Here is a 13,273-nt window from a genome sequence, read left to right as displayed (position 1 = left end):
TATAGGCGCTTACGCCGCGCAGCCGCCGCTCGCTCCGTCACGACTTGCAGTAAAGCGTCATCTGCGCCTGCGTGGTCTCGATCTGCCGTTTTCGAGCCGCGTCGTCGAGGGGAGCCTGGCCACCCTTCCCGTCGTCCATCGTCACGACCCGCTCGTTCGTCAGGATGTCGGTATTTTTCCGCAGCTGGTCGCAGAGCTTCTTGCGGTTCGCCGGGGTGTCCTCGGCCGAGGCCGGGTTGGCGGACGTCTTGCCGTCGTCCGCAGACCCGGATTTCGCGGTGGCGGGGGGCGGAGCGGGCGCTTCCACGGTGCCCGTGGTCTTGATCTTCTCGTAGCGGACGCTGCCCGGCGGCGGCGCGTCCGCGTAGTGCGTCACACCCTGCGCATCTTTCCACTTATAGGCCTGGGCGAAGGCGAGCGGGCAGACCGTCACGAGAATCGCAAGGGCGAGGCAACGACGCATGGGGGCCTTCCGGCAACGATGATAGAGGTGGGCGACACAAGTATCACCGGCCCGTCGGCCGCGCAAGCGACGGGATCGCGATTCTCGCCGCCGGCGCCGCACTGACGCTTCACGGCGCCTGGGATACACTGTCGGCCCACGTCACGGAATGGCCCATGAGCGATCCGATCCAGGCCCAGGGGCCGCGTCATCGCGGCATCTACCTGCTGCCGAACCTCTTCACGACGGGCGCGATGTTCGCCGGTTTCTACGCGATCGTGTCCGCGATCGGCGGGCATTACGCGGTGGCGGCGCTGGCGGTTTTCGTCGCCGGCATCCTCGACGGCATGGACGGACGGGTCGCCCGCCTGACCAACTCGCAGAGCGAATTCGGCGTTCAGTACGATTCGCTCTCGGATCTGGTCAGCTTCGGCCTTGCCCCGGCGCTGGTCATGTACACGTGGGCCCTGTCGTCGCTGGCGGGGTATGGCCCGGTCTGGGGCAAGATCGGCTGGGCCGCGGCCTTCATCTACGCGGTGTGCGCGGCATTGCGCCTCGCCCGCTTCAATACCCAGGTCGGGGTCGCCGACAAGCGTTACTTCCAGGGTCTGGCCAGCCCGGCCGCGGCGGGCCTTTGCATGTCGTTCGTCTGGACGATGGAGAAGTTCGACATCGCCGGCCCGTCGGTCGCGTTCATCGCCATGCCTCTGGCGGTCATCGCCGGTCTGCTGATGGTCAGCAACGTTCGCTATTACAGCTTCAAGGCGTGGCCGAAGGGCGACCGGGTGCCCTTCATCTGGCTCATCGCGGCGGTGCTGATCGTCGTGCTCCTGCTGGTCGACACCGCCCGGGTGCTTTTCGCCGTGGCGGTGATCTACACGATCTCCGGTCCGGTCATGACGTTGTGGGGCCGTGCTACGCGCCGTCGCCGCGCACGTCGTCACGCCAGGACCCCGGAGTAGGGCTGTGGTCGCCGGGCCGGAACGTCGGGATCGTCTGCTCAGGGTGATGGGGGTCACGCCCTGGCGCCTGCGCAGCGCACCGGCCATGCCGGAGATGCCCGTCGACGCCGCCAACGATGCACCGCGCGGTCGCGTCGACTGCGTCGTCGTGCTGCCCGCGAACGCCACCGAGCGCGAACTGGATCTCGTCGGACGTGCCCTGCGCGGTCGAGGCCCCATTCTCGGACGCGCCCCGCGCATGCACGTCGACGCGCAGGGCCTTACGGGTGTGCCGGTGGCGCGGTCGTACCTCGTCTTCGGCGAGGCGCAGGCACGGGCGCTGGGTCACGAGCTTCCGGCGGCGGTCATGAGCGAGGCCCAGATCGTTCTCGTCGATCCGCCGGCGGCGATCGTCGCGGACGCCGCGGCGAAGCGACGTCTGTGGAACGGTCTGCGCGCGCTCGGACGCACGCTTCGCGGAGCCTGAGTCTATGGTCGCCGTGGCCCGCCCCTCGACGGAAGTCCGCGCCATGCGCCGCGAGGACCTCGACGCCGTCGTCGCCATCGAACACGCGTCCTACGACTTCCCGTGGAGCGCCGGCATCTTTCGCGACTGCCTGCAGGCAGGGCACAACTGTTGGGTGCTGGTGCACGACGGCGAGATCGCCGGCTACGGCATCCTTTCCGTCGCGGCGGGGGAGGCCCACGTGCTCAACGTCTGCATCGCCGATACGCATCGCGGGCTCGGCTATGGCCGGCGCATGATGCGCCGGCTCATCGATCTCGCCCGCTGGTACGGTGCGGAGCGCATCTTTCTCGAGGTGCGACCGTCGAATCCGGTGGCGAAAGCCCTGTACGACTCGCTCGGATTCACCCAGATCGGCAGACGCCCCTCGTACTACCCGGCGAAGGGCGGTCGCGAGGACGCGATTGTGATGTCGCTGGAGATGGTGGCGCCGGACTGAGCCACCCTCCTGGCATCATCCTTCCCGCAGCAGGGCCATCGGCGACGTGCGCAGCACCTTTCGCGTGCCGAGCAGCCCGATGATCATCACGATGAAAGCGGCGATCGCGGCCGCGGCGACGAGCGGCCATACCGGCGGCACGAAGTCCTCGATGCGGAACACCGCATTGCCCAGCCACAGACCCGCGCCCAGCGCACCGAACGCCGCCGTGAGGCCGGCGACGAGCCCGAGCAGCGCGAACTCGCAGGCCGCGGCGGCGCGCAGTTGCGCGCGCGTCGCGCCGAGCGTGCGGAGCAGGGCGGCCTCCTTGCGACGCTCCTGCGCGCTCGCCGCGAGCGCGGCGGTCAGCACCAGCGCCCCGGCGAGCAGGCTGAATCCGAGCACCCAGCGCACGGCGCCGCCGACGCGGTCGACGATCTCGCGCACGCGATCGAGCAGCGCGTCGACATCGATGAGGCTGAGGTTGCCGAAGTCGCGCGACACCTTAGCGAGCGCGTCGCCGTGGCCGCGCGGAAGGTAGAAGCTGGTCAGCCACGTGTGCGGCAGTTCGCTCGCATGGGCCGGGTCGAGCAGCAGGAAGAAGTTCACGCGGAACGAACTCCAGTCGACCTTGCGCACGCTGGTGACGCGTGCGTCGAGCGTGCCTTCGCCGACTTCGAAGCTCAGCGTGTCGCCGAGCTTCAGCTGGTAGCGATCGCGCCACGACGTATCCACGGAGACCTCCGCCTGCGCCGGCGCCGCGCCGGGCCACTGGCCCGCGACGACTTCGTTGGAGGGCGGCAGTTCGGCGCTCCACGACAGGCGCAGCTGACGATCGGCGGAATCCCTGGCCTCGTCGTTGGCGAAGGCGATGCGGTCGATCGGCTGGCCGTTGATCGCGGTGAGCTTGCCGACGGCCAGCGGCATCATGTTCGTGCGGCTCGCACCGAGGGCGCCCAGCGCCTGCGTGAACGCGTCGCGCTGGTCGTCCTGCAGGTTCAGCGCGAACCAGTTCGGCGTGTCGACGGGGAGCTCGCGGCGCCAGCCCTCGAGCAGCGACGGCGCGATGACCGCCAGGAGCAGGAGCGCGCACAGACCCAGCGAAAGGGCGGTGGCCTGGACGAGCGACAGGCCACGGCGTCGTGCGAGCGCCGCGAGGCCCAGCCGCAACGCCGGGTGCGCGCCGGGCGCGACGCGCCGCGCGATCACGAGCAGCAGCGCGGACAGCAAGGCGGCGACGACCGCGACCCCGGCGAGGCTGGCGGCGAGGATGCCGGCCAGCTTCGCGGAATCGCTCTGCACCCAGAGCAGACCGATCGCGGTCACGAGCGGCACGAGGTACAGGGCGTCGAAGCGGCGCACGCGCCGCTGCATCGATTCGCGGAAGACGGCGACGGGTGGCACTTCCGCCAGCCGCACGAGCGGCGGTAGCGCGAAGCCGGCGAGCACGGCGAGCCCCATCGCCGCCGCCGCGAAGGCGGGGCCGAGAGGGAGGCTGGTCGGGATGTTGTCGAACAGCTGGCTGGCGAAATACCACGCGCCCTGGGCGAGGGCCAGCGCGATCGCCATGCCGAGCGCCGCGGCGGGCAGCGCCAGCGCGGCCAGCGTGGTCACCAGGAGAGCGGCGACGCGCCGCCGCGGCGTGCCGAGCGCGCGCAGCAGCGCGACCTCGCCGGCCTTGCGCCGCGCGTAACGTGCGGACGCGAGGGCGATGGCCACGCCCGCGAGCAGCGCCGACAGCAACGCGGTGAGGCGCAGGAAGCTGCTCGCGCGGTCGAACGCCGTGCGCATGCGTTCCTGCATCTTCTCCGGGGTGATGAGCTCGGCGCCCTGCGGAAGGGACTCCCGTTCGGCGCTGGCGCGCCACACGGCGACCGCGCCCGGCGCGCCGGCGACGAGCAGGCGGTGCCGCGCGCGGCTGCCGACGGACAGCAGGCCGGCGTCGCTGGCGTCGTCGAGGTTCATCAGCGCGCGCGGCGCGAGCGCGAAGAGCTCGCCGCCGTCCGGCTGGCGCAGCAGTTCGGCGGCGACGGTGAGGTCGCGTCCACCGACCTGGATCGTCTGCCCCGCGCGGATCCCGAGGCCGACCATGGCACGATGGTCGAGGAACACTTCGCCGCGACCGGGTCCGTGCGCGACGCGGTCGCGGCCGTCGACGCCGCGGACTTCGAGCGTGCCGCGCAGTGGATAGGCGCGGTCGGTGGCGAGCACGTCGAGGAGCTGGCTGCGGTCGCCGACGAAGGCGACGCTGCGGAACGAGGCGCCGCGGGTGACCGCGAGGCCGTCCGCTTGCGCCGAACGCGACATCGGCTCGGGGAGCGCCGCCGGTGCCGAGACACCGAGGTCGCCGCCGATGAGTTCGGCCGCGCTGGCGAGGATGCCGCGCTCGATGCGCGTGGAGAGGGTGGCGACGACGCCCAGGGCGATCACCGCGAGCACGAGCGAGGCGGCGAGCGTTCGCAGCTCGACCAGGTGCCACTCGCGGCGCAACGTGCGCAGGGCGAGGCGCAGCACGTTCATGCGGTGACTCCGAGACGGCCTTCGTGCAGTTCCGCCGAGCGCGCGCAGCGGGCGGCGAGGCGCGGGTCGTGCGTCACGAGGATCAACGTGGTGGCGTGCTGCCGGTTCATGTCGAAAAGCAGGTCGCCGATGTGCTCGCCGGTGTGCTGGTCGAGGTTGCCGGTCGGCTCGTCGGCGAAGAGGATGCGCGGACGGTGCACGAAGGCGCGCGCGAGGGCCACCCGCTGCTGTTCGCCGCCGGAGAGCTGGGCCGGGTAGTGCCGGCGCCGCGCGGCGAGGCCCACCGCGTCGAGTGCGGCGTGGGCTCGTTCGCGCGCCGAGTCGTCGCCTTCGAGTTCGAGGGGGAGCATCACGTTCTCCTCGGCCGTAAGGGCCGGGAGCAGATGGAACGACTGGAACACGAAGCCCACGAGGCGCCGGCGGATCGCGGCCCGGGCTTCCTCGTCCATCGCCTCCAGCGCCTGGCCGTCGAGCCGGATCCCACCCGTCGTGGGAACGTCGAGGCCCGCCAGCAGTCCCAGTAGCGTGGTCTTGCCCGAACCGGAAGCGCCGACGATGGCGAAGCTTTCTCCCTCCGCGACGCGCAGGTTCACGCCCGAGAGGATGTCGAGCCTGCCCTCCGGGCCGAAAACCGACTTGCTAACATCCGTCACTTCGAGAAGAACCCGGGAAGAATCGCTCATGCGCCGTTGCCTTGTCCTGTTGCTGTTGTTCGTCGGATGCGCCATCGCCCAGGCGGCTGAAACGCCGCGCAAGGTGCTGGTGCTCGGGGACTCGTTGTCGGCGGCGCACAACATCCCGGTGGAGGCCGGCTGGGTGCGTCTGCTGGACGCGCGCACTTCGAAGATGGCGACGCCGTGGACGATGGTCAATGCCAGCATCAGCGGCGAGACGTCCCTGAGCGGCCGCAACCGCCTTCCGGGCCTGCTGCAGAAGCAGCGCCCGGGCGTCACGATCATCGAACTGGGCGCCAACGACGGGCTGCAGGGACTGCCGCTGGCCCAGCTCGCGCAGAATCTCGACACCATGATCGGCGCCGCCAAGGCGGCCGGGTCGAAGGTGCTCCTGCTGGGGATCGAGCTGCCCGTGAACTACGGGCCGCAGTACCGCGACGGCCTGCGTAAGGTGTACGCCGATGCCGCGCGCAAGCACGAGGTCGCGCTGGTGCCCTTTCTGCTCGACGGCGTGGCGCTGGACGCAGCGCTGATGCAGGACGACGGCCTGCATCCGAAGGCCGCGGGCGAACCCCGGGTGGCGGAGAATGTGTGGAAAGCGCTTAGCCCGATGCTGCGTTAGTCGACGCCGCCTGCACGTTTCCCTACCCACAATGAATTCTCGTTTTCGGTCTTCACGCTGTTCTCACCGGTCCGGCCGTTAACTCTTCACATTTGTGAATCAGCGAAAGGAGTGGAGCGATGAGCAACCGCGACGAACAGGCAGGCCTGATCCTTCTGGTCGAGGACAACCGCCAGATCGCCGAGATGGTCGGTGAATTCCTGGAGCGCCGGGGCTATTCGGTCGACTACGCCGCCGATGGCGTGAGCGGCCTGCACCTGGCCGTGTCCAACAGCTATGACGTGATCGTGCTCGACCTGATGTTGCCCGGCATGGACGGCCTGGACGTCTGCCGCAAGCTGCGCAAGGACGGCAAGAAGTCCACCCCGGTGCTCATGCTCACCGCGCGCGACACGCTGGAAGACAAGCTCGTGGGCCTCGAGGCCGGTGCCGACGACTACCTCGTCAAGCCGTTCGAAGTCCGTGAGCTCGAAGCGCGCCTGCGTGCGCTGATCCGTCGCGATCGCCGCCAGGTGTCGTCCGAGGTGCTCAACGTCGGCGACATGACGCTGGACACCGCCACCCTGCGCCTCACCCGCGGCGGCCAGGAACTCACGGTGTCGCCGATCGGCCTGAAGCTGCTCGCGATCCTCATGCGCGAATCGCCGCGCGTGGTCAGCCGCCGGGACATCGAGCGCGAGATCTGGGGCGACACGCTGCCCGATTCGGATACCCTCCGCTCGCACCTTTACAACCTGCGCCGCGTGATCGACAAGCCGTTCGATCGTCCGCTGCTGCACACGATCCACTCCGCGGGATACCGCCTGGCCGACCTCGACTCCGAAGTCGCCGCGTCGCAGACGGCATGACGCGGGAGCAAGGCCGGAACTGATCGATGGAAGGCAGGGCACCGAAGGAAAAACGGCGACGGCGCGGCTCGTTTCGCGCGCGCGTGGCCGTCGTGTTCGTCTTGCAGACGGCGGTGATGATCATCGCCTCGCTGATGGCGGCCAACAACGTGGCCCCCGTCGGCGCGGTGATCGCGATCATCCTGTGCTCGGGCGGGCTGGCCTGGCTCGCCGTATCGCGGGAGTGGATTCCCGTGGCGGCGCTTGCCCGCCTGCTCGATGGCTGGGATCCCGATCGCCCTAACATGGAAGGGCTCGACCGCGAGGGCGACAAGCGCGCGGACGGCGACATCGGCAGCCTGATCCGGGGGCTGCACGGACTGGCGACGCGAATCGAGGGTTACGGCGAACGGGAGCGAAACTTCACCCGCGATGCCAGCCACGAACTGCGCAGTCCGCTCACGGTCATCAAGATGTCGTCGGACATGCTCGCCGACGAAGCGGAACTCTCCGAGTTCGGCCACCGCTCGCTGGAGCGCATCCGCCGTTCCACGCGGGAACTGGAAGCCCTCGTGGAGGCGTTCCTGATCCTCTCGCGCGAGTCGGACCAGGGGCTGGCCGAGGAGGATTTCGTAGTGAACGCCGTGCTCCGCCAGGAGGTGGATTACGCGCGGGAGCTCATCGCCGGGCGCCCGGTGGAGCTCGTGCTCGACGAGCCGGCCAGTTTCGCGCTGCATGCGTCGCCGCGTGTCTTCGCGGTGCTCTGCGGGCAGCTGATCCGCCACGCGCTGCAGCAGACCGACCAGGGCACGATCGTCGTGACGGTCATGCCGGGCAGCGTCAGCGTGATCAATCCCGCGCTCGACGCGCCGGAGGAAGGCAGCCGCCGCCATGCGGCGGTCGACCGGCACGGCTTCGACCTCGCCATCGCACGTCGTCTCTCGGATCGCTTCCAGTGGCCGCTGGAACTGCGTGCGCTGCCGGGCGCCAGCCGTATCGCCAGCGTGCGCTTCCCGCATCCGCAGCCCGTGGAAGCCTGAGCGTTCCCCGCCGTCAGCGGATCAGTCGATCGATCCGGGCGGCGTCGAGCAGACCGCTGGCCGCGTCGCGCGTCCCGTCGGCGCGGATCACCAGCGTGCGCGGCGTCTCGCCGCCCCATGATGGATCGAGCAGGAAGTTGATGCGGTCGGGCGTCGCGTCGGCGTAGGCGCGCGTGGGCAGGCTATCGAGCTTCGCCGTCTTCAGTCGCGCTTCGAGCGCCGCGGCCTGGCTGACGGGGTCCGTGGCGACGATCACGAGCTCGATCCCGGGATGCGATGCGCGGAAACTCGCCAGCGCGTCCAGGTTGGCTTCGCAGTACGCGCAGTCGAGGGCCCACAGCGCGATCACCCGCGTCCCTTGCGCCGGTGGCTTCAGCAGGGTGGAAACATCCTTGGGCTGCAACGCCGTCGGCGGCACCGCGAAGGCGGGCGCCGCGAGCACGAGCGCGGCGAACGCCGCAAGCAGCCGCCGCATCACAGCGCCTCCGTCGGCACCAGACGGAACCGGCCGTCGGGGTTCCATGCGACGAACGCGCGATCCTTCCAGACGACCAGCTTCGGCCAGCCGGACGAGCCGTCGGCATGCGCGACGGCGCGCGGCTCGCTGAAGTGCTCGCCGCCGTCGGTGGATTCGCGCAGCATGAGGTCGAGGCCGTTCGCGGTCATCTGGTGCCAGGCGATCCACACATGCGCGCCGCTGACCGCGACGTCCGCATGCGAGGCGCCGTTGCCGGCCACCGCGACGAGGTGCTTCGGGTCGGCGCCCGGCGCGAGTTGCCCGTACCAGATGGTGGGCTTGCCGTCGGCCGCGCTGAACCACACCGCGTGTCGCGTGCCGCGTCCGTCGATCGCCAGCGAGGGGCCGTGATGCGGGCAACCTTCGATGTGCCACCGCGTGAACGTCGCGCGCTTCACGTCCGGTGCGCCACCGTCCGTCGGCAGCGTCGCGAAGGCGTGGTCGCGGATGTTGTCGCCATAGATGGCACGGAAGAACGCGTCGACGCGGCCATCGGGCGTCCGCGCAAGCGCGATGCGGCAGCATTCGCAGCTCTGGTCGACGATCTTGCGTTCGGGCGCGAACGTGGCGCCGCGATCGGTCGACCAGCTGTAATAGGTGGCGGCGCCGAGGTACGGCATCTTTTTCGCGGTCGCCGCCACGAGGTCGCGCTTGTCGATCCAGGCGACGATCACGTTGCCCTGGGCGTCGACGGCCAGCGAGTCGAAACGGTGCGTGATTTCCGCGGTGTCCGTGTGCACCGTCTTCGGCGGGTCGAAATGCGCGCCGCCGTCGAGCGATCGCGAGAAGCGCACGAAGCCCGTCCATGGCAGCTTGCGCGGCTGCGACCACGTCACATAGAGCTCGCCTGCCGGGCCCAACGCGACCTTCGGCCGGTTCTCGCCCTCGGCGTAAACGGGCTCGCCGGTCGGGTTCACGATCGTCGAAAGGGCGAACGTGCGACCCATGTCGTCGGAACGACGCACGCGCACGTGCTCGCCGACGGTATCGACGACCCAGAGGTGCCCCGCGTCGTCGAGTGCCGCGTCGAAGCCGAGCGGTGCCTCGTGGCCCATCGCCATGCCGGCCATGGCGTCGTGCGCCTGCCCGACGGCGGTACAGGCGAGAAGGAAGGCGAGGGCGAGGATGCGGCGCATGTTCAGTGCTCGTCGGGGCGTTCGCGGACGGGGTGCTTGCTGAGCTTCCGCTGCAGCGTGCGGCGGTGCATGCCAAGGCGGCGTGCAGTTTCCGAAATGTTGCCCTCGCACTCGGTGAGCACGCGCTGGATGTGCTCCCATTCCAGGCGGCGCAGCGGTAGGGGCGCATCGGGCGCGTCGACCAGGTCGTCGAGGTCCGGGCCGGAGTCGCCGTCGAGCAGCGCGCGCACCACCGCGTCGGCGTCGACGGGCTTGGCGAGGTAATCGTGGGCGCCACGCTTGATCGCCTCGACGGCGGTCGCGATCGAGGCGTAGCCGGTCAGCAGCAGCACGCGCATGTCGGGCACGAGCGACTGCAGCTCGGGGATCAGGCGCAGGCCGTTCTCGTCGCCGAGCTTCAGGTCGAGGACGCAGAAGCGCGGCTGGTGCCGGCGGGTCAGCGCGCGCGCGTCGTCCGCGTTGTCGCAGGAGATCACCTCGAAGCCGCGCGAGGTGAGGGCACGCCCCAGCACGCGCGCGAAGGTGGCGTCGTCGTCGACGATCAGCAGCGGGCGGCCGGTGGGTGGAACGAGATCGTTCATGCGTGGTCTCCGATGACCGAAAGAGGCAGGCGCAGGCGCATCTGCGCGCCATGGCCCGTGTTGCTGGCCGCCAGTTCGCCGTCGAGGCGTTCCGCGGTGGCTTCGGCGAGCGCGAGCCCGATGCCGAGTCCGGTGTCCTTCTGCGACAGGCCGAGGGTGCCCAGGTCGTCGAACTCGTCGAAACCGGGGCCCTCGTCCGTCACCGTCAGCTCCAGCCACGAGCCCACGATGCCGATGCGCAGCGACACCGCCGTGCTGTCGTTCATCGCGGAGGCGTCGGCCGCGTTGTTGAGCAGGTTGATCAGCGCGTGGCGTAGCCCGGGTGGCGAGCGCAGCGCGATGCGCCCCGCTCCGGGTTCGAGCCGGACGTCCACGTCGGCTTCCGGTCGCAGCAACTGGAAGCGCTCGAGGCAGACGTGCACGAATTCGTCGAGCGTGATGCGTTCCGGCACCTGCGAGAGCTGCGCCTGCCCGAAGGCGACCATCTCGCGCAGGATCGTGCGGCACCGCTCCACCTGGCCGTCGAGGAGGTCGAGGTCTTCGCCCAGCAGGTTGTCGGTCGCGTGCTCGCGCCGGATTTCGGGAAGCAGCGTGCGCATCGTCGACAGCGGCGTGTTCAGTTCGTGCGCCGCCCCGGCGGCCTGCGTGGCGATGGCGAGGATGCCCTCGTCGCGCAGCGCGCGTTCGCGGATGCGCTGCACCTCGCCCTGCTGGACGCGGATCGCCTTGGCGAGGTTGCTGATGAACACGCCCAGCAGGATCGCCATGATCACGAAGTTGACGCCCATGCCCGCGACGTACAGATCGAAATCCAGGCTCTTGTGGCCGAGGGTCGGCAGCGGCAGGTGGTAGGGCACCAGCAGCACGTACGCGACGCCGGTGAGGATCGCCACCAGCGACACGCCCGCGATCGAGAGCGCGGCGGCCGAGAGGGCGATGGGCACCAGCAGGAGCGTGACGAACGGATTCGACGCGCCGCCGGTGAAATAGAGCAGGTACCCCAGCACGAGCGTGTCGGCCGCGATGTGCACCACGGCCTCGACCTCCGTCACCTTCCACGGCATGCCGAGGCGAAAGGAGGCCGCGGCGGCGAAGACCGCGAGCACGCAGACGCCGATCATCAGGGGCAGCAGCGGCACGTCGAGCTTCAGCAGCGTGACGCAGGAGAGGATGGCGACGCTCTGCCCGGCGATCGCGCACAGACGCAGCCAGGCGAGGGTTCGTGCGAGCACGAACGGGCCGGAGCGGGACGATGGCGTATGCAGGGTGTCGCTCACGGCGTTCTCTTCAAGGCGAAAGGGCCGCCCCGCGGGACGGCCCTTTCGCCGCGTTACAGGTCTTCGTTGTGGACGGGCGGCACCGGCGGCACGTTCGCCAGCGCATGGTCGAGCGAGAGCTTCTTCATCAGCGGCAGCATGGCCAGCGCGATCAGCGTGCAGCCGAGGCCGACGAAGCCGAGCTTGTTGAACAGGCTGGTATAGATCGCCAGCGATTCGAGCGGGTTGGTGATGTTGTCGGGAATCGCGGCGACGTTCGCCACGACGCTGCCCATGTACTGCGAGACGCCCACGGCGACGTAGTAGGCGCCCATCATGAAGCCGCCCATGCGCGCCGGCACGTAACGGGCGATCATCGCGAGGCCCAGGCCGCTGACCAGCACCTCGCCGAGCGAGTACAGGCCGTAGCCCCACACCATGTACCACGACGAGATCGCGCCGTTCACCGCGGTGGTGGCACCCAGGCCGTACATGAAGAAGCCGGCGGCCACGGCGGCGAAGCCGAGGGCGAACTTCGCGGCGACGGGGAAGTCCTTGCCGTGCTTGCCGAGCGAGTTGTAGAGCCACACCAGGATCGGCGACAGGATCACGATCCAGATCGCGTTGAGCGACTGGAACTGCTCGGGAATCCAGCGGAACAGCTCGAAGCCGAACAGGCTGAACGACAGGTCGACGTTGCGCTGCGCGAACAGGTTCAGCGAGGTCGACATCTGCTGGTAGAAGATGAAGAAGAAGATCGTCTGCACCGTCAGCACCAGCGCCGCGATCAGGCCGGCGCGCTCGCCGCGCGCGCTCGAACGGATGAGGTGGATGAAGATGCCGAGGATCACGACGCCCGCGAGGTAGACGCAGGCCTTGGCGACGCTCTGGTTCTGCAGGATGTACGCCGAGGCGCCGACGACCGCGAGACCGCCGATGACGACGCCGATGACGTTCTTCGCGACGGGCGGACGCTCGTCCGGCGCGGAGCCGACGTGCGCGAGCGTCTGGCGCATGAAGTAGTAATTGACGAGGCCGAGCACGAGGCCGATGGAGCAGACGCCGAACGCGGTATGCCAGCCGAGCGCGTCGCCGTAGTGCTGGCCGACGTAGTCGCGGATCCAGGGCGTGAGCAGCATCGAGACGGTGGAGCCGATGTTCACCGCCATGTAGTAGATGGTGAACGCGCTGTCGATGCGGACCTCGTCGCCCTCGTAGATCTTGCGTACGAGGTTGCCGGCGTTGGGCTTGAACAGGCCGTTGCCGAAGACGATCACGCCGAGGGCGAGGTAAAGGGCGTACGTGTTGTTGGTCGGGATCCAGAGGAGGGCGTAACCGACCATCAGGACGACCGCACCCGTCAGCATGGTGCGACGGGTGCCGAGGAATTTGTCGCCGATCCAGCCGCCGATGGCGGGGGTGGCGTAGATCAGCGCGGCGGCCGCGCCCCAGACGAGGTTCGCATCGGTGTCGGCGAAGCCGAGCTTCTTCACCATGTAGGTGACCATCAGCACCTGCATGCCGTAGAAGCCGAAGCGCTCCCACATTTCGATGAGGAAGACCGTGCTGAACGACTTGGTCTGAGAAACGGGTGGATTCTGGATGGGCATGTATTTTCCGGACACATTGGAAGCAGCGAGTCGGGCGGATCGCCCGGCTCCCATCGCCGGCCTCCTGAACGAAGGCACAACCGTTCAAGCGTAATACAAATGGTCCGACGGGTCGTGTTGCGGCGCCAGAGGGGCGCGGCGATTCGCCACGGCGATTCGCCCT

At 69.3% G+C, this 13,273-nt stretch carries 14 protein-coding genes; 6 read left to right on the top strand and 8 right to left on the bottom strand.

What is annotated here, in order from left to right; all coding sequences use genetic code 11:
• Nucleotides 1-37 precede the first annotated feature (37 nt).
• Complete coding sequence (locus tag BMY69_RS07320) at nucleotides 38-463, bottom strand: DUF4124 domain-containing protein (RefSeq protein ID WP_090176599.1); 426 nt, start codon at nucleotides 461-463, stop codon at nucleotides 38-40.
• Between the two features lie 155 nt (nucleotides 464-618).
• Here BMY69_RS07320 and pssA point away from each other — a divergent pair, with 155 nt between their 5' ends.
• The 3 genes from pssA to rimI are packed head-to-tail and all read left to right on the top strand — an operon-like array spanning nucleotide 619 to nucleotide 2,348.
• Complete coding sequence (pssA, locus tag BMY69_RS07315) at nucleotides 619-1,404, top strand: CDP-diacylglycerol--serine O-phosphatidyltransferase (RefSeq protein WP_090176596.1); 786 nt, start codon at nucleotides 619-621, stop codon at nucleotides 1,402-1,404.
• Nucleotides 1,405-1,450: 46 nt separating this feature from the next.
• Complete coding sequence (locus BMY69_RS07310) at nucleotides 1,451-1,870, top strand: hypothetical protein (protein WP_090176593.1); 420 nt, start codon at nucleotides 1,451-1,453, stop codon at nucleotides 1,868-1,870.
• Nucleotides 1,871-1,874: 4 nt separating this feature from the next.
• Nucleotides 1,875-2,348, top strand: coding sequence for a ribosomal protein S18-alanine N-acetyltransferase (gene rimI, locus BMY69_RS07305; protein WP_090052228.1), 474 nt, complete (start codon nucleotides 1,875-1,877; stop codon nucleotides 2,346-2,348).
• Nucleotides 2,349-2,363: 15 nt separating this feature from the next.
• On the opposite strand, the gene BMY69_RS07300 is transcribed toward rimI, so the two are convergent.
• A complete protein-coding gene (locus tag BMY69_RS07300) occupies nucleotides 2,364-4,847 on the bottom strand; it encodes an ABC transporter permease (protein WP_090176591.1) in 2,484 nt (827 codons plus the stop codon).
• Nucleotides 4,844-5,530, bottom strand: coding sequence for an ABC transporter ATP-binding protein (locus tag BMY69_RS07295; protein WP_090176588.1), 687 nt, complete (start codon nucleotides 5,528-5,530; stop codon nucleotides 4,844-4,846). The genes BMY69_RS07300 and BMY69_RS07295 overlap by 4 nt, the downstream gene beginning before the upstream one ends.
• On the opposite strand from BMY69_RS07295, the gene BMY69_RS07290 reads away from it, so the two are divergent.
• The 3 genes from BMY69_RS07290 (at nucleotide 5,529) to BMY69_RS07280 (ending at nucleotide 8,010) form a co-directional block, all read left to right on the top strand.
• Nucleotides 5,529-6,143: an arylesterase gene (locus BMY69_RS07290; RefSeq protein WP_090176586.1), complete on the top strand. Its 615-nt coding sequence runs from the start codon at nucleotides 5,529-5,531 to the stop codon at nucleotides 6,141-6,143. The genes BMY69_RS07295 and BMY69_RS07290 overlap by 2 nt on opposite strands.
• Before the next feature lie 119 nt (nucleotides 6,144-6,262).
• Nucleotides 6,263-6,991: a response regulator transcription factor gene (locus BMY69_RS07285; protein ID WP_036111366.1), complete on the top strand. Its 729-nt coding sequence runs from the start codon at nucleotides 6,263-6,265 to the stop codon at nucleotides 6,989-6,991.
• Between the two features lie 26 nt (nucleotides 6,992-7,017).
• On the top strand, nucleotides 7,018-8,010 hold the full coding sequence (locus BMY69_RS07280; RefSeq protein ID WP_090176583.1) for a sensor histidine kinase: 993 nt from the start codon (nucleotides 7,018-7,020) through the stop codon (nucleotides 8,008-8,010).
• Nucleotides 8,011-8,023: 13 nt separating this feature from the next.
• Here the strand turns inward: BMY69_RS07280 and BMY69_RS07275 are convergent, their stop codons facing one another.
• From BMY69_RS07275 to BMY69_RS07255, 5 genes are read right to left on the bottom strand one after another with little or no spacing between them, the layout of a single operon-like run.
• Nucleotides 8,024-8,485 carry a TlpA family protein disulfide reductase gene (locus BMY69_RS07275; protein ID WP_090176578.1) on the bottom strand — a complete coding sequence of 154 codons (462 nt, stop codon included), beginning with the start codon at nucleotides 8,483-8,485 and terminating at the stop codon, nucleotides 8,024-8,026.
• Nucleotides 8,485-9,663 carry a sialidase family protein gene (locus tag BMY69_RS07270; RefSeq protein ID WP_255364483.1) on the bottom strand — a complete coding sequence of 393 codons (1,179 nt, stop codon included), beginning with the start codon at nucleotides 9,661-9,663 and terminating at the stop codon, nucleotides 8,485-8,487. Before BMY69_RS07270 ends, BMY69_RS07275 begins: the two co-directional genes overlap by 1 nt.
• A 2-nt stretch (nucleotides 9,664-9,665) precedes the next feature.
• Nucleotides 9,666-10,244 (bottom strand): response regulator transcription factor, encoded by a 579-nt coding sequence (locus BMY69_RS07265; RefSeq protein ID WP_090052240.1) that lies wholly within the window; start codon nucleotides 10,242-10,244, stop codon nucleotides 9,666-9,668.
• Nucleotides 10,241-11,521 (bottom strand): ATP-binding protein, encoded by a 1,281-nt coding sequence (locus BMY69_RS07260; protein ID WP_255364482.1) that lies wholly within the window; start codon nucleotides 11,519-11,521, stop codon nucleotides 10,241-10,243. The genes BMY69_RS07265 and BMY69_RS07260 overlap by 4 nt, the downstream gene beginning before the upstream one ends.
• Before the next feature lie 53 nt (nucleotides 11,522-11,574).
• Nucleotides 11,575-13,110: a peptide MFS transporter gene (locus BMY69_RS07255; RefSeq protein WP_090176577.1), complete on the bottom strand. Its 1,536-nt coding sequence runs from the start codon at nucleotides 13,108-13,110 to the stop codon at nucleotides 11,575-11,577.
• Between the last annotated feature and the right edge of the window lie 163 nt (nucleotides 13,111-13,273).

Origin of the sequence: Luteibacter sp. UNC138MFCol5.1, from assembly GCF_900110505.1 — a bacterium.
In the GTDB taxonomy this organism is placed as follows: Bacteria; Pseudomonadota; Gammaproteobacteria; order Xanthomonadales; family Rhodanobacteraceae; genus Luteibacter.
The sequence above is the reverse complement of the archived record's forward strand: the minus strand, read 5'-3'. Positions and strand labels throughout refer to the sequence as shown.